The sequence below is a fragment of the Sporosarcina sp. P26b genome, from assembly GCF_002743245.1.
Lineage (GTDB): Bacteria > Bacillota > Bacilli > Bacillales_A > Planococcaceae > Sporosarcina > Sporosarcina ureae_C.
This window is the reverse complement of record NZ_PDYW01000014.1, coordinates 36,847-60,341: the sequence shown is the minus strand read 5'-3', so window position 1 is coordinate 60,341 and position 23,495 is coordinate 36,847. Positions and strand designations below refer to the sequence as shown.

At 46.3% G+C, this 23,495-nt stretch carries 22 protein-coding genes; 2 read left to right on the top strand and 20 right to left on the bottom strand.

Annotated features, from left to right (window positions below; all coding sequences use genetic code 11):
* Window positions 1-237: 237 nt before the first annotated feature.
* Together CSV69_RS12000 and CSV69_RS11995 are read right to left on the bottom strand one after the other, a co-directional pair.
* Window positions 238-2,091: a tetratricopeptide repeat protein gene (locus CSV69_RS12000; protein ID WP_085428057.1), complete on the bottom strand. Its 1,854-nt coding sequence runs from the start codon at window positions 2,089-2,091 to the stop codon at window positions 238-240.
* 80 nt (window positions 2,092-2,171) lie between these two features.
* Window positions 2,172-3,674, bottom strand: a complete 1,503-nt coding sequence (locus tag CSV69_RS11995; RefSeq protein WP_099693533.1) for a DHA2 family efflux MFS transporter permease subunit — start codon at window positions 3,672-3,674, stop codon at window positions 2,172-2,174.
* A 175-nt stretch (window positions 3,675-3,849) separates the two neighbouring features.
* Here CSV69_RS11995 and CSV69_RS11990 point away from each other — a divergent pair, with 175 nt between their 5' ends.
* A complete protein-coding gene (locus CSV69_RS11990; protein WP_099693532.1) occupies window positions 3,850-4,731 on the top strand; it encodes a TetR/AcrR family transcriptional regulator in 882 nt (293 codons plus the stop codon).
* Between the two features lie 174 nt (window positions 4,732-4,905).
* Here the strand turns inward: CSV69_RS11990 and CSV69_RS11985 are convergent, their stop codons facing one another.
* Genes CSV69_RS11985 through CSV69_RS11955 form a run of 7 tightly spaced genes read right to left on the bottom strand, consistent with a single transcriptional unit; the run spans window position 4,906 to window position 9,863 of the window.
* Window positions 4,906-5,871 (bottom strand): 2-hydroxyacid dehydrogenase, encoded by a 966-nt coding sequence (locus CSV69_RS11985; protein ID WP_085428054.1) that lies wholly within the window; start codon window positions 5,869-5,871, stop codon window positions 4,906-4,908.
* 13 nt (window positions 5,872-5,884) lie between these two features.
* Entirely contained in the window at window positions 5,885-6,904 is a 1,020-nt protein-coding gene (moaA, locus tag CSV69_RS11980; RefSeq protein ID WP_198166157.1) for a GTP 3',8-cyclase MoaA, read from the bottom strand.
* Window positions 6,901-7,470 (bottom strand): molybdenum cofactor guanylyltransferase, encoded by a 570-nt coding sequence (mobA, locus tag CSV69_RS11975; RefSeq protein ID WP_099693531.1) that lies wholly within the window; start codon window positions 7,468-7,470, stop codon window positions 6,901-6,903. The genes moaA and mobA overlap by 4 nt, the downstream gene beginning before the upstream one ends.
* Window positions 7,467-7,700, bottom strand: coding sequence for a molybdopterin converting factor subunit 1 (gene moaD / locus CSV69_RS11970; RefSeq protein ID WP_085428051.1), 234 nt, complete (start codon window positions 7,698-7,700; stop codon window positions 7,467-7,469). Before moaD ends, mobA begins: the two co-directional genes overlap by 4 nt.
* Entirely contained in the window at window positions 7,697-8,143 is a 447-nt protein-coding gene (locus CSV69_RS11965) for a molybdenum cofactor biosynthesis protein MoaE (protein WP_085428050.1), read from the bottom strand. The genes moaD and CSV69_RS11965 overlap by 4 nt, the downstream gene beginning before the upstream one ends.
* A complete protein-coding gene (gene mobB, locus CSV69_RS11960) occupies window positions 8,140-8,610 on the bottom strand; it encodes a molybdopterin-guanine dinucleotide biosynthesis protein B (protein ID WP_158232667.1) in 471 nt (156 codons plus the stop codon). Before mobB ends, CSV69_RS11965 begins: the two co-directional genes overlap by 4 nt.
* Window positions 8,607-9,863 carry a molybdopterin molybdotransferase MoeA gene (locus CSV69_RS11955; protein ID WP_099693529.1) on the bottom strand — a complete coding sequence of 419 codons (1,257 nt, stop codon included), beginning with the start codon at window positions 9,861-9,863 and terminating at the stop codon, window positions 8,607-8,609. Before CSV69_RS11955 ends, mobB begins: the two co-directional genes overlap by 4 nt.
* Before the next feature lie 71 nt (window positions 9,864-9,934).
* Between CSV69_RS11955 and moaC the strand changes: the two genes are divergently transcribed.
* The gene (moaC, locus tag CSV69_RS11950) at window positions 9,935-10,426 is read left to right on the top strand and encodes a cyclic pyranopterin monophosphate synthase MoaC (RefSeq protein WP_099693528.1); all 492 of its coding nucleotides are present in this window, start codon (window positions 9,935-9,937) and stop codon (window positions 10,424-10,426) included.
* Window positions 10,427-11,015: 589 nt separating this feature from the next.
* On the opposite strand, the gene CSV69_RS11940 is transcribed toward moaC, so the two are convergent.
* The 11 genes from CSV69_RS11940 to CSV69_RS11890 all read right to left on the bottom strand — a co-directional run bounded on the left by CSV69_RS11940 (window position 11,016) and on the right by CSV69_RS11890 (window position 23,476).
* Window positions 11,016-11,537: a MogA/MoaB family molybdenum cofactor biosynthesis protein gene (locus CSV69_RS11940; RefSeq protein WP_099693526.1), complete on the bottom strand. Its 522-nt coding sequence runs from the start codon at window positions 11,535-11,537 to the stop codon at window positions 11,016-11,018.
* A gap of 12 nt (window positions 11,538-11,549) precedes the next feature.
* A complete protein-coding gene (locus CSV69_RS11935) occupies window positions 11,550-12,569 on the bottom strand; it encodes a ThiF family adenylyltransferase (RefSeq protein ID WP_099693525.1) in 1,020 nt (339 codons plus the stop codon).
* Between the two features lie 43 nt (window positions 12,570-12,612).
* Window positions 12,613-14,124: an MFS transporter gene (locus tag CSV69_RS11930; protein WP_099693524.1), complete on the bottom strand. Its 1,512-nt coding sequence runs from the start codon at window positions 14,122-14,124 to the stop codon at window positions 12,613-12,615.
* Between the two features lie 68 nt (window positions 14,125-14,192).
* A complete protein-coding gene (locus CSV69_RS11925) occupies window positions 14,193-14,726 on the bottom strand; it encodes a hemerythrin domain-containing protein (protein WP_233192386.1) in 534 nt (177 codons plus the stop codon).
* A gap of 15 nt (window positions 14,727-14,741) precedes the next feature.
* Complete coding sequence (locus tag CSV69_RS11920) at window positions 14,742-15,392, bottom strand: response regulator (protein WP_085428041.1); 651 nt, start codon at window positions 15,390-15,392, stop codon at window positions 14,742-14,744.
* Entirely contained in the window at window positions 15,373-16,422 is a 1,050-nt protein-coding gene (locus CSV69_RS11915) for a sensor histidine kinase (protein WP_233192385.1), read from the bottom strand. The genes CSV69_RS11920 and CSV69_RS11915 overlap by 20 nt, the downstream gene beginning before the upstream one ends.
* A gap of 13 nt (window positions 16,423-16,435) precedes the next feature.
* On the bottom strand, window positions 16,436-16,915 hold the full coding sequence (locus tag CSV69_RS11910; RefSeq protein ID WP_099693521.1) for a GAF domain-containing protein: 480 nt from the start codon (window positions 16,913-16,915) through the stop codon (window positions 16,436-16,438).
* A 30-nt stretch (window positions 16,916-16,945) separates the two neighbouring features.
* Entirely contained in the window at window positions 16,946-17,641 is a 696-nt protein-coding gene (gene narI / locus CSV69_RS11905) for a respiratory nitrate reductase subunit gamma (RefSeq protein ID WP_085428038.1), read from the bottom strand.
* Complete coding sequence (gene narJ / locus CSV69_RS11900; RefSeq protein WP_085428037.1) at window positions 17,634-18,203, bottom strand: nitrate reductase molybdenum cofactor assembly chaperone; 570 nt, start codon at window positions 18,201-18,203, stop codon at window positions 17,634-17,636. The genes narI and narJ overlap by 8 nt, the downstream gene beginning before the upstream one ends.
* A complete protein-coding gene (gene narH, locus CSV69_RS11895) occupies window positions 18,196-19,812 on the bottom strand; it encodes a nitrate reductase subunit beta (protein ID WP_099693520.1) in 1,617 nt (538 codons plus the stop codon). Before narH ends, narJ begins: the two co-directional genes overlap by 8 nt.
* Window positions 19,802-23,476 carry a nitrate reductase subunit alpha gene (locus tag CSV69_RS11890; protein WP_099693519.1) on the bottom strand — a complete coding sequence of 1,225 codons (3,675 nt, stop codon included), beginning with the start codon at window positions 23,474-23,476 and terminating at the stop codon, window positions 19,802-19,804. Before CSV69_RS11890 ends, narH begins: the two co-directional genes overlap by 11 nt.
* Window positions 23,477-23,495 lie beyond the last annotated feature (19 nt).

Sequence of the window (23,495 nt, the reverse complement as noted above, 5' to 3'; positions counted from 1 at the left end):
ATTTAGCGTGCTTACAAAGATCTTACCCTTTTAATCAAGCTAGTAAACCATGGATAGTGCATGGGATGCGGGTTATAAATTTACTATCAATTCTTAAGTTGACAGCTATGGGCTCAAGCCATGCCCGCAGGAAAACGTCCGCCTAAAATGCAGATCAACGGTACCTTCCCACTCACCAACGCAAAAAACCGCCACAGCAAGTCGGAAATTCCAACTCGCCATGACGGCCAACATTCATTACAATAAATACCAAATATAATGCGCTTCCTCATGACTGCCTGGCGTAAGCGCCACACTCTTCGGATAACTCATCTTCTCCACAGCCATCTCCATCAACTTACTCACATGTGGATTCAACTGCTCTGCCTTCGCAAACAACTCCAAAGCACGCTCCGAAGACTCACCTTGCGCACGCTCCATCTCCACCAACCAAGACAAATACCAATACGCCGCATCGCCTTCAGAAACTTCTACCGTCGCCTCCAACAATCGTGTCGCCTGATCAATCTCTCCCTGATGAATCAAAGAAGAAATCGCCAAGTATCGCGCACCTTGATGGTCAAAGAGGTCAAGCGACAGCAGACGTATAAACATCTCACTCGCCTCTGCAAAACGGCCTTGCTCATAGAACCACACACCGTACAGCATTAGACTGCGCAAATACGGGCGGTTCGGCGCAAACTTCCATGCATCTTCTGCACGACCGTCGAACTGCTTTTCGCCAGAGAAAATAGCTTGCTTGAAGAACTTGTCCTGCTCGTCCTTCGAATCCGTCAACTCTGTCTGAAGCAATAACGCATCGACATTCGTCGGATCCGCGCCATATGCCCCTTCTGCAAAGTCACGTCGCTGTTCTACCGTTTCCGCGTTATATGCCATATAACAAAGCATTTGCGCTTCTTGCTGCTGATTTTCGGGCTCAAATGGTTGCTGAATTGCTTCTTGAATATATGCCTGTGCTTCTTCAAACGAATCGAAGTCATGCTTTTGCGTTAACATATGCACTTGCCAGTTCATTTGCTCGGACGGAAGAGGATTAGTACCGATATGATACGCAGCTTCTGTCTGTCCTTCTGCCATCATTTTCTCAAGATCTTCAATTTTCTCTTGCAAGATATCTGTATGCTTTCGGAAAGAAGATACGGATACATCGAACATTTTCCCGACTTCCGCTTGTGTATACGTATTCGGCATCATGCTCGTATCGACAGCCAACTGAAACGCCGCCGCTGCGAGTACTTCCGGCTTACGGAATTTCGGATCTTGATCGGTAAAGTAGTAGGCCATCAAGGACAGCAACATTTCATACGCACCTGGATATAGCTCTTCCTTTTCGAGTTTAGCATCCAGTATTTCTACTACTTCACGTTGTAATGGCGTGAAGTTCTGCTCGACTACATCTGATAATGTCTGAACGTCAAGTTTGCAAACGACTTCATAAATATCCACGAGATGCTTTTTGAAGAAATCGAAGCTATTCTTTTCTTCGCTCGTTTCTGCTATTTCCTGCACACGTGTTTTTAGTTCGGTACTCATATGTTCATTCACCGCGATGGCAGATATCGGCATGACCCAACGCTCGTCATTGCGCATCTCTTCTAGGACAATCGCAATGACAGCTCGTACGTCTTCTGGTTCGCCTGCTTCTCTTGCCAATAAATACTCGCCAGTCCCAAGAATCTCTTTCATATGGTAGACTTCTTTATCTGCCTTCGATACTTCCGCAAACGTAACGAACGCATTCTGCCAGCTTTTCAAGATAGCTCGTACCGCTCTATTTTGTGTACGGTTCAATGCTTTTACTAGATGACGTCTCCATAGATCTTTACGGACGATGAAGAAGTAATAATCACTGACATTCGTCACGAGTTCCTCTTCTTCCATCCACTCACCAAGACGTCCTCCCCACTCTTTTAATAAGCCTTCAAGCGTTTTAATCTCTAAAGGAGATAATGTAGTTTCATAATAGCTATTTAGTATTTGCTTAAGCTCTTCTTGTATTTGATTTGTGCCCGGCACATCTGTTTTGCCACAGCAGTTCTCTACGATTTCCCCGCTTCCGCATGGGCATTTTTCTTTATTCCCTATCACATCGAACACAACCTTTTCTTTTTACTATACCATACTAAAAAGAAGCTCCGCATGCATAGTAGCATACGAAACTCCTTATTCTACTTTTCAGACTGTTCCTTCACTTCCCCAATAGCTGGTGAAGTCGGTGGCATGACCCGTTTAATGAATAACGATAGGATCAACGCGACCAATGTAATAACTGTCGAGATAAAGAACGCGTGATTGACGCCGTCCAGCATCGCTAGACGTCCAATCTCTTCTTTCATAGTAGATACATCGACGCCAGATGCAGCCAAGTCCTTCACTTGGTTAGCTGCTGATACATCCAACCGCTTGGTCATGAGTGTCAGTAACAAGGCCGAACCAATCGCACCAGATACTTGCTGCAATGTGTTATTCATTGCCGTACCATGTGGATTTGAGATCATCGGCAACGAGTTCATTCCGTTTGTCATAACCGGCATCATCACCATCGACAAGCCGAACATCCGGAATGTATACACTGCCATTAAATAGTAATAGCCTGTATCCATCTGCAGTTGGCTTAATAAATACGTTCCGATTACAGAAATGATCAATCCTGTGTAGACGAGGACACGCGGGCCATATTTATCGAATAAACGACCTGTGATTGGCGACATGATCCCCATTAAAACTGCACCTGGTAGCATGAGCAATCCTGCATCCAGTGGTGAAATACCGCGGACATTTTGCACGTATAACGGTGTCAAAATCATCCCGGAGAACATCGCTACAGACAGCACCATCGATACGACGGAAGCGAGTGCAAACATCGGGTACTTGTAAATTCGAAAATCGAGCATTGGTTCTTTCATACGTAATTGTCTTAGTATAAACAATACAAGCCCTATCGTTCCGAGCGCGATCGTGCCATAGACAATTGGAGAACCCCAACCCTTTTCACCCGCTGAACTAAAGCCGTATAGCAGGCCACCGAAACCAATCGTCGACAATACCAACGAGAAGAAGTTGATGCGGACATCGCGGTTCGGTGTAATATTCTTCAGCTTGACGATAGCAAGGACTAGTGTCAGCAATGAAATCGGCAGAACGATTTCAAACAACGTCCGCCATGAATAATTCTCAACTACCCAGCCGGACAAAGTCGGTCCAATAGCGGGTGCTGTGAACATTACCAGACCGAACATACCTAGTGCCGCTCCCCGTTTTTCGATCGGGAAAGCTGTTAACATAACATTCATTAACAACGGCATCATCAATGCGGAACCGGATGCTTGGATCATACGTGCGACGACTAGTAAAGAGAATGTCGGCGCGATGATAGCGATAAACGTCCCTAACGAGAAGAGCACCATCGCTGTAATGAAGATTCTTCTATTAGTAAACTTCTGAATGAAAAACGCACTGGCTGGAATCATAATCCCGTTGACTAGCATATACCCCGTTGTCAGCCACTGAACAGCTGATGGAGTAATCGAAAACTCTTCCATAATGACCGGTAATGCGATATTCAGTAAAGTATTATTTAAGATCGCAACAAACGCACCAATGAACAAAATTGCAATGATGCCATAAGGTGGCTTCTCATGCATTTTTTTAATTTCTAATGATTCTACCATTTTACCCTCCTATAACACGTGAAAATATGTCAGGTTTATATTTTATACCGCCAGTTCATTTATTACAACTAATTAATTCGTATAGATTCAAAAGCTTGATATAACAGTGTTTTAAGAATAGTATATGAAGTATACACACAGTATAAAAAAAATCAAAATACACAGGTGATTATCTATGAACGACCGAAAAAAACATGTATTGCTTATCGCAAAAAAACTATTTATCGACAAAGGCGTTCACGCGACATCCATTCAAGATATTTTGGATGCAGCACAAATTTCAAAGGGAACGTTCTATAATTATTTCTCTTCTAAAAATGAATGTCTCATGGCGATATTGCGCGATGCTTATTATATAAGTTATTTACGAAGAAACGAGCTGGCGATCGGCAAAGATCTTGCAGACCCCGCCCTACTTTCTGCACAAATTGAAATTCGTTTGACGATGAACCGACAACAAAATTTGCTTCCGTTATTTGAAACGATTGTTCATTCGCCTGATGACGAGCTACGTCAATTCGTCAAGCAGATGCATTTTCGAGAACTCGCATGGATTGCGAAACGTTTGGTCAACGTCTACGGCGAGGAAGTAAAACCGTACTCTTATGATTGCGCATCGTTACTTTTCGGCTTCATCCAACATGCGCTTAACGTCTGGAAAAGTTCCACTACAGAGAAAATCGATACGATGAAACTAGTAGAGTTCGTCATGCAACGAATGGAAGTCATCGTGCCGGACATTGTAAAACGTGACGCACACTTCCTGTCACAGGGCTTGCTAGAAGACATGTTAACAGCCGCCGAGTTTTATCCGATGACACGCGAAGTGCTGACCGAGAGTTTGCAAAAATTCATCGAAGAGTTACCCGAAGAGGAAAATCAAAGAATGCTTTACAGCCAATTTCTATTGGACGAGTTATCATCTGACCACCCACGACTCTATTTACTAGAATCCGTCGTGCGCTCATTCCGCCAAGCGTTCGAAGGTTCCGAACTGCAACTACAAGTAATCGAACTATCCGCGGCGATTTGGTCGTTCATCGACAAATCTCAATAACAGCACAAAAGAGACTAGCAAAGTCAGCGATTATAGCTTTGCTAGTCTCTTTTTCAGTTGTTAAGGATTAGGTTGAGTGGTTTCTAGTTGTAAACAAATTACGTTATTGAAACCGCTTCGGTGCTAGAGGACGTTTTTATTTGTCTATTATGGGGGAATCACTACACATCCCTACTAACCACGAACCTGATGATTAGGCTCTTCTCCTAGCGCAAACGCAAGCAACGCATCTACGTTCAGCTTCATCATCGCCTTACGCGTCTTCACCGTCGCACTGCCGATATGCGGCAACACCGTCAAATTCGGCAACGTCAGCAACGGATGATCGAGCGGAACAGGCTCCGTCTCAAACACATCTAGCCCTGCCGCATGAATCTTCTTCGTGCGTAGCGCATCAAACAACGCAGTCTCATCCACAATCCCGCCGCGCGCCACATTAATCAAAATCCCCGTCTCCTTCATCAGAGACAGCTCTTGTTCACCAATCATACCCTTCGTCTCTTCACTATACGGCACCAAAATTAACACGTAATCAGATGTCGCCAACAAATCCGGAAGCTCGGCATAGCGACAGCCATACATATCTTCCACTTCAGACTTACGGGTACGATTATGATAGAGCACGTCCATATCGAACCCTTTCGCGCGTCGCATCACTGCTTCACCGATCCGGCCCATACCGACGATACCAAGAGTGGCACCGTGAATATCCATACCTGTGAAACCAAGAGGCTCCCATGATGTCCATCGTCCTTCACGCAACGTGTTTTCTGCACCAATTAAATCGCGACCCGTCACCATGAGTAATGCGAAAGCCAAATCTGCAGTCGTTTCAGTCAGCACGTCCGGCGTATTCGTCACGAGAATATCGCGTGCCTGCGCCTCTTGTACGTCGATATGATTATATCCAACCGCCATATTGACGATCAGTTTTAATTTCGGTGCCGCGTCAAATACTTCTTTATCGATTTGATCGGAAATGACGACCCACAGCGCGTCTGCTTCTGCCACTTCTTTCAATAACACATCCCGCGGGACTGGTTCACTCGTTGACTCCCACATTCGCACGTCATACTGTTCACGAACAGGCGCAACTACGTCTTCCGGCATCTCGCGGCAAATATATACTACTGGTTTCATGGACAACGCTCCTTTAGCCACCGATATAGTTCATATTGATCTTCTTGCGGTTCTTCACGGTTTGTTCCGTACGTTCGTCAGAGTAGCGATCTTTACGACCTCTCCAGACGTTCGCGATCTCTTCAAACAATTCCTCATCTGTTTTACCCGAGCGAATTAATTCCCGTAGGTCAAAGCCGTCTGATGCGAATAGACACGTATACAACTTCCCTTCAGACGATAGACGAGAACGTGTACAAGTGGAGCAAAACGACTCTGAAACTGAAGTGATAAACCCTACTTGTGCATCCGTTCCTGTATAGCGATAGCGTTTTGCCACTTCGCCATAATAGTCTTCTTCTGCAGGCTCCATATCGAATTCAGCAGCCAGCATATCGTAAATTTCTTTCTTCGTGACCACTTTTTCAAAGCTCCAGCCATTGTCATTTCCGACGTCCATGAACTCGATGTAGCGCAACGTAATATTGCGTTCTTTAAAATATTTAGCCATCGGGAGGATTTCACTTTCATTAACGCCTTTTTGTACAACCATATTTACTTTGATCGTGAAGCCGATGTCTTGCGCCTTTTGAATGTTTTTAAGAACGAGGTCAGGTGAAATGCCACGGCCATTAATCTGCCCGAACAGTTCTGGGTCAAGTGCATCCAAACTGATGTTTAGCCGGCGCAATCCCGCATCATAAAGCGGTTGCGCATATTGACCGAGCAGTACTGCGTTCGTTGTAAGTCCGATGTCTTCGATCCCTTCGATGTCGTGAAGCTTCTGTATCAACTCGGGTAAATTCCGGCGCATTAGCGGTTCACCGCCCGTCAATCGAAGCTTCTTCACACCTAGCTTCGCAAAAATCCGAGCCAAACGTTCCAATTCTTCAAATGACAATAATTCATTCTTCGCAAGGAATAAAAAGTCATCCCCAAAGATTTCCTTTGGCATGCAATACGTACAACGGAAGTTACAACGGTCCGTCACGGAAATACGCAAATCACGGATCGGTCGTCCGAGTTGATCTACAATGGCATTCATCTTCTTCATCCCCTTTCCAGTTCACATGGCGTGTTGACATTTTTAAAAGCAATTTCTGGAGTATCCGTCAATAAGACTCCTTCAATCCACTGACCTTCATGTTGCGACTGGACATGCATTACACGACGGTTATCGTCTAGTAACGCTTGTCTGATCGACGGTTTAACATTCGCGTTCCAAATTGAAACGAGCGGATGACGTTTCCCATCGACTGTGACTGCAGAAATATCTCCTACGTGTAATTCGAGCAACTTTCCCATCACACCGGCCACGATAAACGGCATGTCACATGGCAGCACGACGTATCGGTCTGCAGCGATCTTATCCATGGCGGATAAAATACCCGCTAGCGGTCCCATCCCTGCAAATGTTTCGAGATCCGTCGTCACGTGAACCGTATCGGGAAAACACCTCACAAATTCCGGTCGCGCTACCACTACGATTTCATCGCAAAACGGACGTAACGCATCCAGCGAATAATGATAGAACTCGTGGCCTTCATGCGTCGCGAATGCTTTCGGTGAACCGAAACGTCTAGACTTGCCGCCTGCCAGTAGAATTCCTACCGTTTTCATCCGCCACTCACTGGTGGAATGAACGCGCAGACATCTCCTGATTGAATGACATCTTCTTTCAATGCGTATTCTTCATTCACCGCGACATGGATAGTCTCTTTACCAAATCCCGGATACGTTTCTTCTGCCCAGTTAAGCAATTCTTCCACCGTCAAAGGTGCACGATCCAAAGACTCTTCCCCTTTACCTGTCAACTCACGTAATCTTGCAAAGTAATGAACTGTAATCATTGTGATTCGCTTCCTTTCTCCGGATATTTCTTCTGTGCACCGATCCATTCTTCACCGTCTTCCCAGATTTCCTTCTTCCAGATCGGCACGACTTCCTTGATGCGTTCAATCGCGTATTCATTCGCTTCATAGGCTTCCTTACGATGCGGAGACGAAACAGCTATAACTACAGCAATATCGGAAATCTTCAGCTCACCGATTCGATGCGCCATAGCGACTTGAACTCCCGGCCACTTCGCTTCCATCTCCGAACCGATTTCTGCCAGCTTCTTTTCCGCCATCGGTACATAGGCTTCGTACGCGAGGTATAATGTGCGAACGCCATGCGTCCATTCACGCACATGTCCTGTAAACACTGTCACGGCGCCCGCTGCAGGATGCAACACTAGATCGCTGTATTTCTGCACGTCAATCGGCGTGTCTATGATTTCATAACGTTTCATTCTCTCGCCTCCACCCATTGTTGCAACCAGTCGTCGAGTCGTGTGATATCTTCGAACAACTCGGCTGTTTTCACCGTCCGAATGATTCCAGGCAACGATTTCAACTCTTCCCGTTCCTCTTCATTACGGATGAGCACCACTTTCTCACCGGCCTCTTTTTTATAGCCTTCTATTAATAAAACATCTGGTTCACCTAACGCGACCAATGCCTTTAGCTGTTCAAATGAATGTTCTTTGTTCTGTATCAATTGTATCATATTGCCACCAGCGACAAGGGTTGAGACAGCTCCAGAATCAAGAAACTGCACCGTGTCCGTATGTGCTGGAGGTAGTTCCGGTGCGCCTCCATGACCATGATGTTTTAGTACGGCAACTTCGAAACCAGCCTGATTGAGCACGGTAATCCAATGGGAAACAAGCGTCGTCTTTCCGCTGTTCTTGAAGCCAACAACATGTAGCGTCTTCACAGCTCCCAACACTCCGCGCCTTGATCCGTTCCTAGTAGCAATACATCCACCGACATGCCTTTTTCAAAGCCGCGAGTCCCACTTGGTAAAACGATAATGCAGTTACCACGTGCGATCGAAGACACGGCGCTAGATTTATTGAAACCAGCGGGCGTGGCAATGATTCCTTCATTCGTCATCGACCAGCTTGCACGAACGAAACGAGTGAATGGATTGGCTTTCTTGAAATCATCTCCGAGTTTTGCTTGAATGCGTGGCATATAAGGAGCCGTGCAACCCATCATCGAGTAAATAGCAGGACGTGCAAATAATTCAAATCCCGTGAAACATGCGGATGGATTGCCAGACAGACCAAACAATAGTTTATCGTCAAGCACTGCTACTGTCGTCACGCTTCCCGGTCGCATTGCCACCTTATTGAACAACACTTCCGCCCCGAGACTCTCATATATTTTTGGCAAGTAGTCATAATCACCAACTGACACGCCCCCCGTCGTAATGAGGAGGTCCGTTTCTTCCAGTGCTTTCTTGACGATTTCGGTACATGCAGCCAAATCATCTTCCATCATGCCATATGATTTATAATCAATACCCATCCGCGTCAACTGCGCATTGATCATCGGTCCGTTCGAATTGCGGATCTTGCCAGGTTCCAGTTCATCCGTAACACGCAGCAATTCCGTACCCGTCGAAAGCACTCCGGCAATTGGACGTTTCGCGACGCATACTTCGGCATAGCCAAACGTCGCAAGCAACGCAATCGTTCCTGGATGAATGATCGTTCCTGCTTCGATCAGCGTCTCACCTTGTTTCATATCTTCACCTTGACGTGAAATGTTCTCGCCCGCTTCAAACGGCTTACGCAACGTAAAACCTGTCTCATTTTCCACCGTTTGCTCAAGCATCACGACTGCGTCCGCTTGTTCCGGAATGAGCGCACCTGTCATGATACGAAACGACTCACCCCGCTCAAGTGGACGATCCGCCACATGTCCCGCACCAATTTCACCAATAACGTCAAAAGCTTTGCGGTCAGTACCTGAAGCTCCTGCAGAATCTTCCGCACGAATCGCAAAACCATCATACGGCGAGCGATCAAAAGGTGGTACGTCGTGTTTTGCTATGATGGGCTCGGCCAACACACGTCCATATGTATCTTCTAACGGCAAGGTCTCTGTCCCCAACTTATGTACATTATTCATCACTCGTTCTACAGCTTCCGCCACTTGAATAGGTTTTCGAATTTCTACCACGTACATCTCCTACTTTCTTTTGTTATACTAATCAGTACAATGAAATGAAACGAAATGAAAGGATGATCAACATGTCCGAACTTACTCACTTCAACGAACAAGGTCGCGCCAAAATGGTCGACGTGTCCGACAAAGAAACTACATTACGTACGGCAATCGCTACATCATCAATTAAGGTTAACGCATCGATTTACGAGCAAATCACCCATGGTACGAATAAAAAAGGAGACGTCTTCGCAGTTGCGCAAGTCGCCGCCATCATGGCCGCAAAAAACACGTCCAACATCATCCCCATGTGCCATCCCCTTCCCTTAACGGGTGTGGATGTGCGATTCGATTGGGATATCGATAAAGAATCTTCCCACTATAATGTGCTCATTCAAGCCGAAGTCAAAACAAAAGGCGTCACCGGCGTCGAAATGGAAGCTTTGACTGCCGCTTCCGCCGCTGCATTGACCATTTATGATATGTGTAAAGCCGCTGGCAAAGATATGGTCATCGGACCGACGATGCTGCAACATAAATCTGGTGGAAAAAATGGCGATTACCAACGCACGGAGTAAATTCCGTGTGTTTTTTTGATTGAGTTGGGTTGGATTGGGCGTGTTGGAGAGTTTTTGGGCTCAATGATGTTGCTTGAGTGCTCTATTTGGTTGCGTGGCCGCTCTATGACGCGCGGTGAGTGCTCTATCAAGCCGCGTATTCGCTCTATGCCGCGCGGTGAGTGCTCTATCAAGCCGCGTGGCCGCTCTATCCCGCACGATGAGTGCTCTATCAGGCCGCGTTTCCGCTCTATCCCGCGCGGTGAGTGCTCTATCAGGCTGCGTGGCCGCTCTATGTCGCGCGATGAGTGCTCTATCAAGCCACGTTTCCGCTCTATCCCGCGCGGTGAGTGCTCTATCAGACCGCGTGGCCGCTCTATGTCGCGCGGTGAGTGCTCTATCAGGCTGCGCGTCCGCTCTATGCCGCGCGGTGAGTGCTCTATCAGGCCACGTTTCCGCTCTATCCCGCGCGGTGAGTGCTCTATCAGGCCGCGTTTCCGCTCTATGCCGCGCGATGAGTGCTCTATCAAGCCACGTTTCCGCTCTATGCCACGCGATGAGTGCTCTATCAAGCCCTATACCCGCTCTATCCAACAAGCCAAACGCTCTATCAAGCCTCCAAATGCTTCCCCAGTTCATGCACGATATGCGGCAACTCGGGAATAATCAACTTATCCATCGCAAGCGCTACAGCTTTTGAAGATCCCGGCAATAAAAACACCGCCTGCAAGCCGATTCCGCCAGCCGTCGCACGACTGAGTAATGCTTTCGATCCTACGTCTTCGGTATAACTCAAAAATCGGAACAACTCGCCGAACCCGTCCAATGGCTTCGTGAAATAAGGTGACACGGTCTCTATCGTAATATCCCGTGCGCCAATGCCCGTTCCACCCGTGAAGATCATGGCTTGAATCGATGAATCGGACGACCAAACGGATAACCGCTCTACGATACGCTCCGCTTCATCCGGGCAAATTTCATACGCTTTCACAGTATGTCCAGCTTCCACTAACTTGTCGCAAATCACCTTACCGCTCTTGTCATCCGCTTTTGTCCGCGTATCACTGATCGTCAATACTGCGACTGCAATCGATTGATTACGCGCCTTCTGCGGCAAATGAGCCTCTTCCATTTCCCATTCCTCCTAGCCGAATAATGAATGATAGATTTTTCGCCCTTCTTGCATATCTTTTAAACCGTGAATCAATAGTCTGCCATTGCCGAATAAAATACAGCGGTATCCTTCCGCCTGAAACTCCACGAAGAATGGTGTCTCTCGGAATGTGGACCCTAACTGCTTCGCGACTTTCACACCGTCTGCCACCGTCAGCTGACGTCCTGCGTCCGGTATGATTTGTACCGTATCACGTCCGCATAGCACAGCATATTGTGTACCGGCTGCTTGATGCAGCGCCGGATACGTTGGATGTTCCCCGCATGTCTCGCATTGCGGGTTCTTCATCCGACTGATTCCCGCTTCAACTGATGTATTATTCCACACATCAAAATGTAGAAGTTTCGTGCGCATAGCCGACTCATTCCCCGTCAGCCATTTCATCGCTTCCGCACTTTGATGTGCAGCCGAAATCTGTACAGCGGGCGCAATTACCCCTACTGTATCACACGTTTCATTGACCGCTGGCATGACCGGCAGTAAACAACGGAAACACGGTGTCTTGCTTGGAATAAAAGGAAAGACGCTGCCTGAACTGCTGACGACTGCGCCGTAGACCCAAGGGATATTCAGTTTCCATGCGACGTCATTGATCAACAAACGCGTCTCGAAATTATCGGTTGCATCAAGTAAAATATCCGCCCCTACCGCGATTTCTTCGAGCAACGGGCCGTCGATATGATCGAGCAGCGTTATGATCTCCACATCTTCACGAATAGCATGCAAACGTCGCTTTGCCGCGACCACTTTTGGCACACTGTTTTTCGCATCGGCTTCAACAAATAATTGCTGTCTCTGCAAATTCGACGCTTCGACATAATCACGATCTGCAAGTGTGACTTTTCCAATTCCTGCACGTACAAGCGTCTCTGAAATGGAAGAGCCAAGCGCGCCGCAGCCTATGATGACTGCATGTGCGTCAGCTAATTGTCTCTGTCCCGACATGCCAATTGGTTGAAATAACGTTTGTCTCGAATATCGATTCTCCACTGGATCTACTTCCTTTCATTAAAACAAGAAGCAAGGCAACCGGTTATGACCGATTGCCTACGCTTGCTTCTGGACTAATATCGCTGAACGAACCAACGTAGCGAACGACGTCGCCTGTTCCATCTTTTACAGAACTGATAGATAGGAACTCTAAGTACTCTTCACCGTTCTTTTTCTTATTCCAAATCTCGCCTTGCCATTCACCCTGTTGATCAATTGTGCGCCACATGTCGTCGTAGTATTCCCGATCGTGTCTGCCTGAACTTAAGATATTCGGACTTTGACCAAGCACTTCCTCTTCACTATACCCTGTTAGTTTCGTAAATGCCGGATTGACCGAAACAATGAGCCCCTTGGAATTGGTCACGAGAATGCCTTGTCCTGTTGAATCAAATACTTCTTTGGACAAGCTTGTGCGATCCATGTAGTAAAGCCAGAAAGCTAATACGAGACTGGCTAACGACACTTGTGAAAATGCCATGAAACCAATTGAATACGAACCTGTCATCGAGAAAATAGTTGCGAGTAGTAATGGAGGGAAAAATCCACCAAGACCACCCATCATTGATACAATCCCGTTCACAGTACCTGCTTGCTTACTGAAATACATCGGTACTAGTTTAAAGATGACACCATTCCCGAGACCTGCAGCCGCCGCAATCATAATACTACCGACTGTGTACAGTCCAATACCTGGTGAAAATGCTAGTACGATGGATGAGATCGTCAAACCAGCGAAACAACCCATCAATAAGAATAACGGTTGGAATTTATCACCTAACCAACCACCGACAGGGCGTAACAACGTCGCAACGACGATGAAACCGGCTGTTCGAAGTCCCGCGTCTACCTTATCTAACTCGAAGTAATTAACGAGGAAACTTGGCAAGAACACCGTAAATGCAACGAATGAACCGAATGTGATGAAATAGAACAACGAGAAGAACCATAATTTCTCGTTCTTATAGACCCCTTTAATCTGTTCGACAATCGGCGCTTTCACCCTGACTTCTTTACGGTCACCTAAGAAGAAATTCAACGCGATGAACGCAAGTAATAAAATCAAATACATTTTGACGGTCATGGACCAGCCGAACTTCATCGCGAGAACCGGTGCTGAAAACGTCGTGATCGCTGTCCCGATGTTCCCCATCCCGTAAATACCATTGACGAGTCCGTGCTTTTCCTTAGGATAGTACTTCGGTAGCGATGTAACACCAACAGAGAAAATCGCTCCCCCTATCCCAAGTAACGTTCCGCCGATCAAAAGTCCTGTCACTGTTGATGTTTCACTTATGTAGTAGACAGGAAATAGTAAGACGATGAAACTGATGAAAAACATCATACGCGCGCCATAGACGTTGGCGTAGTAGCCGAGCGGAATCCGCAATATGGAACCGAGTACTACAGGGATTGCTGTGATGATGGCCACACGCTCTGGTGGAATATTAATATCTTCGCTGATAAATGGTAGCAAGGAAGATATGAGAACCCACACCATGAAGCCGACAACTAGATTTGCCGTTTGCAAAGGCAACTGAATCTTTTGTGTCATAGGAATCCATCCAATCTAAAGTTAGTTGCAAAACTACCCACTTACTCTTTTATAAGATTTTACTTTTATTATTCCGGTAGAATCGATGTATATAATTGATCGAATAATTCATCTTGCTCTTTTGCAAGTAACACCGATAATACCATCGGGAAAATGACGTTTTCTTCTTTTACAAAATGAATCATGATGACTTCAAACGCTTCGCCTGCATCTTTTACGACATCTTGCATCATAGCGAGTGTAAATTCCGATAGATCGCCTCTTGTATGATGAAGAAAATGCCCGATAAACGCATCGATTTCGTCATGTTCTTCTTGCACCGCTTGAACCGGACCTTGATCACTGCCTACATATTTTGCAAGCATCGGAAATAGGAATTCCTCTTCCTTTTCCGTATGATTCTTCAGCGGATCAATGAATTCGACGACTAACACACGCAATCGTTTAAGCGCTTCTAGACCTTCGTCACGCGTGAATCTATCATTCTCGAAGTCCAGTACAATCGCATGCCACTCCTCCATCAAAGTCGTTAGGAAGCGATGTTCATTTTCAAGCACGCGGAGTGCAGGTAGCGTATGCGTAAGTCCTGTATTGACCATCATCCTTCACCTCTATCGTTAGAAACTTAAAAACTTCTTGCGTAACGCATATTCGACGAGTTCAGGACGACTCTTCAATTGCAACTTGTCCATCATTTTCGCTTTATGCGCTTCTACAGTCTTGACGGAAATATAAAGCATTTCTGCAATTTCCTTATTGCCGTACCCTTTTGCAACAAGTGGCAAAATCTCGATTTCTCGTTTAGATAAAATCTTAAACGGATCATCTTCGTCTGCCTCTTTCGGCCCTTTTGTCACAAACTCGCGCACGAGCGAAGTAGCCATCGATGGATGGACGTACGTGCCGCCATCATACACTTCACGAATGGCATGTAATAATTCTTCATCGGGAGCATTTTTTAAAATATAGCCCGATGCACCATTTTTCAATACATGAAACATATACTCCTCATCATCATACATCGTCAAAATAACAATTTTCGTTTCAGGGAAGTCTTCATGAATTTTGCCTGTCGCAATTAATCCACTTTGGCCAGGAGGCATGCTTAGATCCAGTAAAATAATATCCGGTCTATGTTTAGCAACCAGTTCATACGCTTCCAATCCATCTGCAGCTGTTGCTACGACTTCCATATCCTCCTGGAAATTCAATATGTGCATGAAACCTGTGCGGACGACTGCATGATCATCAGCTATTATGATTTTCACTCGTTGCTCTCTCCTTCTTCAATGGAATAGTTGCCTGAACTGTCGTGCCGTCTTGTTGACTGGAAATAATCGTCAAACTACCGCCTACTAGTTCTACCCGTTCTCTCATGCCATATAAGCCGAGGCCCGTGCCTTGCGGTGAAAAGTCATTGACGTCGAAGCCAACACCTTCATCGCAGACTTTTATTTGCAGCTGATTATCAACTTCATCCAAATATAAGAAGACATCTTCTACTTGCGCATACTTCATGGCGTTAAGAATCGCTTCTTGGCCAATACGGTAAGCAACAGTTTCAATCGCACCGTCATAGCGGCTTTTTTTCAAATTCGATTCCAAATGAATATATAATCCGTAATTCTTCTCTAAATTCTTCATATGCGTCCGAAAAGCTGCTTCCAATCCGAAGTCATCGAGTACAGCTGGTCGCAGTTCAACGGATAGATGACGAATCTCATCGAGTAAACGCATTAATGAACCTTCTGTATGCCGCAACTTATCAAGGGCTTTGTCGTTCATGCCCATGTATTTCAGTACACGTAAGTCGACAAGCGTACTGAGCATTTCTTGCGCCACACTGTCGTGTAACTCGCGTGAAATTCGTTTGCGTTCATTTTCCTGCGCTAAAATCACTTGTTGCATGCGCAATTTTTGATGGAGAACTTCTGACGTTTGCGTTTGACGTGTCAAATTACGCAGCATTAGCACAGAAATCTCTTGCTCCCTATCAAGTATTTGATACGTCGCACTATACGGTTGTAACCCTACATCTTTCGTCTCCAAATACAGCTGGAATGAAGATAATGTTTGCTGTGGTTTTTCCATGAAGCACGAGACACATGTCATCTGCTCGTCTTCACTTGTAAACCCCCGACATGTAAGACACATCGCATCTGCTTCGCCTCGTTGCATTTTGCTATAGATCGCTGGCTCCATAATGCTTTTCGCCGCTTCGTTCATTGACAATATCTCACCGTGTGCACCGAAAAAGAACATTGCTTCCGTCGTGCGGTCGTATAGTTTGCGAAGCATAGTGGTTAGCTCGTCATTGTTCAATATAGTCATCTTTCAATCGCTCCTTCATGTGAAACGGTCCGAATCGAGGTCCTACTACGCGCCTAAATTCCTCAAACTTTTCAGCCGTCAACCGATTCACTTCACGGTAGCCGATCAGTAGCACACCTTGCACATGATCCTCTTGAAACAAAGGAATCGCGCCAAAACTCTTCAGCTTTTCAAATACGATTATGGGATAGTTATATAAATTCTGATACTTTACGGACGTCTCCACATTTTCGATTCTCAGAGGCTTACCTGTTTTGAAAACGCTCCCTGCTATACCTTTACCTGAATGAAGAACAATTCTACGATAGCGTAAACTTATATTCCCCGTGACATATCGCCACTTTAATTCGTGGTGGTTCTTCTGTAAATCCACTAACGCTAGAGCAATGAAATCGGCATGAAGCGTTTCTTTCAATTCGTCGATCGCTAGTTGGAAATTACTATTTGGTTGTCCCGTCATAGATATGATCTCCTATTATTCATCATTCGCTTAACGAGGTGACTGTTTGGTCGGCTGATGTTTTCTATATAGAATATAACTTCTGCCCACATAATTCAACGGCACACTCCAAACGTGCACAAGGCGCGTGAATGGCCACATCGCGAAAATGAGGAATCCTGTCAAAACGTGAAGCTTAAACATAATGGGAACAGACGCCATGAACGCGGCTTCCGGTTGGAAAATCAGTAAGGACCTGAACCAGACCGAAATCGTATCACGGTAATCAAATCCCGGCGTCATCGTGTTCGTGATCAAGGAGCTGTAGACACCGAGGAATACGATGAACAGCAACAACGAGTTGACGATTAAATCCGATCTAGAAGATAGCTTGCGTACGTTTTTTATCGTGAAACGACGGGATGTTAAAATAATCATTCCAACGAACGTCACGACTCCAAAGAATCCGCCACCCCATACAGCACCAATATGGTACATATGGTCACTGATTCCCATTGCGCGTGTCCATTCTTTAGGAATCCCAAGTCCCGCCACATGCCCTAAAATGACGGGGAAGATTCCGATATGGAACAGTAAGCTACCAATCATTAATTGCTTCTTCTCGATGAACTCACTCGACTTCGCGGTCCAGCCGAATTGATCGTTCTTATAGCGGAAAATATGTCCTACAATAAATACTGCGATGCAGATGTAAGGAAAAATGACCCACAAAAATTGACTAGTCATTAGCGGAAACCTCCCGTTGAATACATGATTTACATGTTTCACGCAGTGCACGGATCAAATGAAGCCACGGACTTTCATATTTCTCAAGTGCTTTCATCAAGAAATATGAACCGTCCTCGATGACCGCAAGCAACATCGTGAAGCTCTGTTGCGCTCGCGGATCTCCCTTCCATTCAGCTGCATAAATAAATTCACACATTAACGGAAGCAAGTCAGATAGTTCTTCATCCGGCATTTCGAGCCCGAACATTTCGTATAACACTTTTAACTGCGCCAGTGTCTGACCGCGCTCTTTCGAGTCTGCAAATTTCACATAAGTCATAAACAACGTAGCGTCTTTTTGGAAATCGAATGTGTACGTGTACATCTCTTGTATTTCATCCAAACTGTACGTTTGCATTGTCTCCCAGTAGAGCTGCAGGTCCTCGTAACCTGCAGCATCTTCTGTGACATACTCATTCCACATATCTGGATGGAATGTCAGCTTTTCCGGGTAGTTCAGTTGATGGGAGAAAAAGCCGAAGATATGCTTCTTTTCATATAAGAGATCAAGATTAATCACGCCAGATCCCCCCATAGAAATTCTCTTCATAGATTTGCTTGCCTGTTTTCACTGGAGCTGCTCCTGGTGTTACAGGACCGCAACCGTCACAACCTCCGTCCGAGCCCATTACGGAGAATGAGGAATATGGGTTTTGGGCAGGTGCTTGTTCGCCATACGTACCCATGCCGTCATATCCTGCAGAACCTTGGGAACGGTACACGTTCATCTGACTCTCTTTATGTGAAGTCGGAATTACAAAACGATCTTCATATTTCGCAATGGCCAGCAAACGATACATTTGCTTCGTCTGTTTAGCAGTCAATCCAACGCGTTCTAGTTTGGATTCGTCGAAGTCTTTGCCGGAAGAAACTGCACGCATGTATGAACGCATCATCGCCATACGTTGCAAACCTCCTTTGACAATATCTACATCTCCAGCCGTCAGCATATTCGCCAAATACTGAAGCGGAATTCGCATTTCTTCGATAGCAGGGAAAATCATGTCCGGATTTTTGATAGAGTCTTTCCCTTCAAAGTAGTTCATGATCGGGCTAAGCGGTGGAACATACCATACCATTGGCAACGTCCGGTACTCGGGGTGCAATGGGAACGCTAACTTGTACTCGATCGCTAACTTATAAACAGGTGAGTTCTGTGCTGCGTCAATCCAGTCCTCGGAAATGCCATCTTTGATTGCTTGCTCGATGATTTCAGGATCATGTGGATCTAAGAACAAATCACACTGCGCTTGGTATAAATCTTTTGGATCCGGTGTAGATGCCGCTTCCTGTACGCGGTCTGCGTCGTAAAGCAAAACACCTAAATAACGGATTCGGCCTGTACATGTTTCCGAACAGACTGTTGGTAAACCAGATTCCACTCGTGGGAAACAGAATGTACATTTCTCTGCTTTATTCGTTTTCCAGTTGAAGTAGACTTTCTTGTACGGACAACCGGTCATACAGTAACGCCAGCCACGACACGCATCCTGATCGACAAGAACGATTCCGTCCTCGTCACGCTTGTACATGGCACCTGAAGGACAAGATGCTACACAACTTGGATTCAAGCAGTGTTCGCATAGTCGTGGCAAGTACATCATGAACGCTTGTTCAAAGTTAAATTTGATTTCTTCTTCAATTTTCTCGATATTCGGGTCAGTTGGTCCCGTGATATGAGCGCCTGCTAACTGATCTTCCCAGTTCGGGCCCCACTCCGGATCCATGTATTCACCCGTGATGACAGACTTTGCACGTGCAACCGGCGTATGTTCTTGATCCGGCGCAGATGTTAACTTTTCATAGTCGTATGTCCAAGGCTCATAGTAATCTTTCATTTCAGGCATATCCGGGTTGTAGAAGATCTTCCCTAGTGCAATTTTCGAAAGCTTCGAACCCGATTTCAGTTCAAGCTTTCCTTTTCGCAACTGCCAGCCACCCTTATAGAGTTCCTGGTCTTCCCAACGTTTCGGGTAGCCGATCCCCGGTTTTGTTTCTACGTTATTGAACCACATATACTCGGCACCTTCGCGGTTCGTCCATGTCGTTTTACACGTCACACTACACGTATGACACCCAATACACTTGTCTAAGTTCATCACCATTGCAACCTGTGCTTTAATTTTCAAGCCAGTTGACCTCCTTCATCTTACGGACTGCGACGTAGACATCACGTTGATTACCGATCGGTCCGTAGTAGTTGAATCCATAACTGAGCTGTGCGTAGCCGCCTACCATTTGAGTCGGCTTCATGTGAATTCGCGTCGGTGCATTATGGCTTCCTCCGCGTTGCTCGGTAATTTCCGAGCCAGGCATCTGAATGTGCTTATCCTGTGCATGGTACATGAACATCGTACCTTTAGGCATTCTGTGACTGACGACGGCACGTGCATTGACGACGCCGTTTCGGTTATACACTTCAAGCCAAGCATTGTCGTCGATTCCATGCTCTTCTGCATCGAGATTCGATAACCAGACAGTCGGACCTCCGCGGAACAATGTCAGCATGTGCTGATTGTCTTGGTACGTCGAGTGGATATTCCACTTACCGTGCGGTGTTAAGTAACGAAGGACGAGTGCATCTTGTCCGCCTTTAATTTCTGCATCCCGATCCGCAAAGACGAATGGCGGAAGTGTTGGTTTATAGACTGGCAATGCTTCACCAAATCCAAGGAATAATTCGTGATCGACGTAGAAATGCTGTCTGCCCGTCAATGTACGGAATGGGACAAGTCGTTCGATATTCGTTGTAAATGGCGAGTAGCGTCGACCGAGTTTATTGGAACCACTAAAGACTGGTGTCGGAATGACTTCACGCGGTTGCGCGGTAATACTTGCGAATGTGAATCGCTCCGCTGCGCGGTCTGCCGAGATGTCTTTTAACTCCATGCCCGTATCGTGCTCTGCCGCTTCAAACGCTTTTTGCGATACACGGCCGTTCGTTGCGGAAGACAGTGTCAACATCGCTTCTGCTGCGTGTTTCGCTGTGTACAATTTCGGCAAACCGTCTTTTACGGTATCGTCGTCATATACACCGTTGATTCCTTTCATCATTTCGTACTCATCAGCTACCGAGAAGCTGACGCCGTGCGCGCCGGTTTTCCCTGTGGATAATAGCGGTCCGAGTGTAATGTATTTATCATAGATTTTTGTGAAGTCACGTTCGACAATCGTCATGCCTGGCATCGTTTTACCAGGGATCGCTTCAATTTCACCTTTACTCCAGTCATGCACTTCGCCCATCGGCTGCGCAATTTCTTGAACGGAGTCATGTGCTAACGGTGATGTGACCAAGTCTTTGTAGACGCCCGGCAAATGCGTTTCCGCAAGTGTTGAGAATGTTTTCGCGATCTCGCGGTAAATATCCCAATCCGATTTTGATTCCCATAACGGATTGACTGCTGGATTGAACGGGTGGACGAATGGGTGCATGTCTGTTGAAGACAGATCTACTTTTTCGTACCAAGTAGCAGCTGGTAACACGATGTCTGCATAGAGCGGTGTCGCCGTCATACGGAAATCGAGTGCTACGAGTAAATCCAGCTTTCCTTCCACATCATCGCGCCAAACCATTTCTTTCGGTTTCATATCTTCGTTCGGCGTTGCAAGCAAGCCGTCTGAAGCACCGAGTAAGTGTCGCATGAAGTATTCCTGCCCTTTTGCCGAACTGGAGATCAAGTTCGAACGCCAGACAAATAATGAACGTGGGAAGTTTTCTGGTGCGCCTGGATCTTCTGCCGCAAATTGTAGTTCGCCTGATTTCAACTGATCGACAACATGCGAAACGATTTCTTTTGTATCGGTCTTCCCAAGCTTCGCCGCTTCTTCCACAAGCATTAAACTATTTTTATTGAACTGTGGATACGATGGCAACCAGCCGAGGCGCGCTGCAAGTACGTTATAGTCTGCCGGATGCTGGTAACGCGCTTCTCCACCAAGTGGTGACATGAGTGTATCCGTACCCGCTTCTTCATACTTCCATTGATCGGTCGCAAAGTAGAAGAATGAAGTCGCATTTTGCAGACGTGGCGGGCCTTGCCAGTCTTTCGCAAAGGCAATCGTGCTCCAGCCTTCAATCGGACGACATTTCTCTTGTCCTACGTAATGCGCCCAGCCTCCGCCGTTGACTCCTTGTGAAGCCGTCAATGTTACAAGATTAAGAATCGCGCGGTAGATCGTATCACTGTTGAACCAGTGATTGATTCCCGCTCCCATGATGATCATGGAACGACCGCCTGTGTCGATGGCGTTTTGTGCGAATTCCATTGCAATTTGCGTAACGAGTTCAGGTTTAACGTTCGTGATCGCTTCTTGCCAAGCCGGCGTATAGATAGACGTCACGTCGTCATACCCTGTCGCTTCTAGCTCACTGTCGATTCGATTGACACCGTACTGACTCAGCATGACATCGTATGTTGTCGCAACTAAACGCTCTGTGCCGTCTGCGAATTGAACTTTCATCGCAGGGATTGGGCGCTTGAATGTGCCGTTTCCTCGGTTATCAAAATAAGGGAAATGAATTTCTCGCCATTTCTCTGCATGCTTTTCAATGGATAATGCAGGCTCAACACGGGTGCCATCCGCATTTTCCAGTTGCAGATTCCACTTGACATCTTCTTCCCAGCGCTGCCCCATCGTGCCGTTCGGAACTATGATTTCATCTTTCGCTTCATCAAATAACACGGGTTTCCACTCAGCATGTGGCGACTGCTGTCCAAGATCACTTGCACGCAAGAAACGTCCTGCTTTATAGGAATCTTCATGCGGATCTAATAAAATCAAGAACGGCATGTCCGTGTACTGTTTGGCGTAGTTTATAAATGTTGGTTCTTTACGTTTTTGATAGAATTCATCCAAAATGACATGTGTCATCGCTTGCGCAACCGCTGCATCTGTTCCCGGGTTCGCTGCGATCCAGTCGTCTGCGTGCGTTACACTTTCCGCATAATCCGGCGCGACGGAAACGACTTTCGTTCCTTTATAGCGAACTTCTGTCATGAAGTGCGCATCCGGTGTACGGGTAAGCGGAACGTTCGAGCCCCACATAATGATGTAGCCCGCGTTAAACCAGTCACTTGATTCTGGAACGTCCGTCTGCTCCCCCCAAATTTGTGGTGAAGATGGTGGAAGATCTGCGTACCAGTCATAGAAACTGAGCATTTCGCCACCGAGCAATGAAATGAAGCGTGCGCCCGATGCATAACTAACCATCGACATAGCAGGAATCGGTGTGAATCCAGCTACGCGATCCGGACCGTATTTTTGTACCGTATAGATGAGTTGAGCTGCGATCAGCATCGTCGCATCACGCCAATGAATTCGAACGTGACCGCCTTTGCCGCGCGCTTTCTTGTATTCATTGGACTTCGCGGGATCTTCGACGATTGATGTCCATGCTTTTACCGGATCTTTCGTTTCCTGCAATGCTTCGTTCCACATACGCCACAGTTTCCCTCTTATATAAGGATACTTCACGCGTAATGGACTGTATTCATACCAAGAAAACGATGCACCACGTGGACAACCACGGGGTTCAAATTCCGGCATATCTGGACCGCAAGAAGGATAATCGATTTGCTGATTTTCCCAAGTGATAATGCCGTTTTTGACGAAAACTTTCCAGCTACATGAGCCTGTACAGTTTACGCCGTGCGTCGTGCGCACTACTTTGTCATGCGACCAGCGTTGACGGTACATGTTTTCCCAATCACGATTTTTCTCTTCCAATACTGACCAATTTCCAGAAAAACTCTCGACGGGTTTAAAATAATTCAATCCGAATCTCTTTTTCATCGAACATTTCCACTCCTTC

Bases quoted from the DNA above. Each gene is read 5' to 3' on its own strand.
- CSV69_RS11995 (WP_099693533.1), bottom strand. From the start codon at position 3,674: ATGGTAGAATCATTAGAAATTAAAAAAATGCATGAGAAGCCACCTTAT.
- CSV69_RS11990 (WP_099693532.1), top strand. From the start codon at position 3,850: ATGAACGACCGAAAAAAACATGTATTGCTTATCGCAAAAAAACTATTT.
- CSV69_RS11985 (WP_085428054.1), bottom strand. From the start codon at position 5,871: ATGAAACCAGTAGTATATATTTGCCGCGAGATGCCGGAAGACGTAGTT.
- moaA (WP_198166157.1), bottom strand. From the start codon at position 6,904: ATGAAGAAGATGAATGCCATTGTAGATCAACTCGGACGACCGATCCGT.
- mobA (WP_099693531.1), bottom strand. From the start codon at position 7,470: ATGAAAACGGTAGGAATTCTACTGGCAGGCGGCAAGTCTAGACGTTTC.
- moaD (WP_085428051.1), bottom strand. From the start codon at position 7,700: ATGATTACAGTTCATTACTTTGCAAGATTACGTGAGTTGACAGGTAAA.
- CSV69_RS11965 (WP_085428050.1), bottom strand. From the start codon at position 8,143: ATGAAACGTTATGAAATCATAGACACGCCGATTGACGTGCAGAAATAC.
- moaC (WP_099693528.1), top strand. From the start codon at position 9,935: ATGTCCGAACTTACTCACTTCAACGAACAAGGTCGCGCCAAAATGGTC.
- CSV69_RS11940 (WP_099693526.1), bottom strand. From the start codon at position 11,537: ATGGAAGAGGCTCATTTGCCGCAGAAGGCGCGTAATCAATCGATTGCA.
- CSV69_RS11930 (WP_099693524.1), bottom strand. From the start codon at position 14,124: ATGACACAAAAGATTCAGTTGCCTTTGCAAACGGCAAATCTAGTTGTC.
- CSV69_RS11925 (WP_233192386.1), bottom strand. From the start codon at position 14,726: ATGATGGTCAATACAGGACTTACGCATACGCTACCTGCACTCCGCGTG.
- CSV69_RS11915 (WP_233192385.1), bottom strand. From the start codon at position 16,422: ATGCTTCGCAAACTATACGACCGCACGACGGAAGCAATGTTCTTTTTC.
- CSV69_RS11910 (WP_099693521.1), bottom strand. From the start codon at position 16,915: ATGACGGGACAACCAAATAGTAATTTCCAACTAGCGATCGACGAATTG.
- narI (WP_085428038.1), bottom strand. From the start codon at position 17,641: ATGACTAGTCAATTTTTGTGGGTCATTTTTCCTTACATCTGCATCGCA.
- CSV69_RS11890 (WP_099693519.1), bottom strand. From the start codon at position 23,476: ATGAAAAAGAGATTCGGATTGAATTATTTTAAACCCGTCGAGAGTTTT.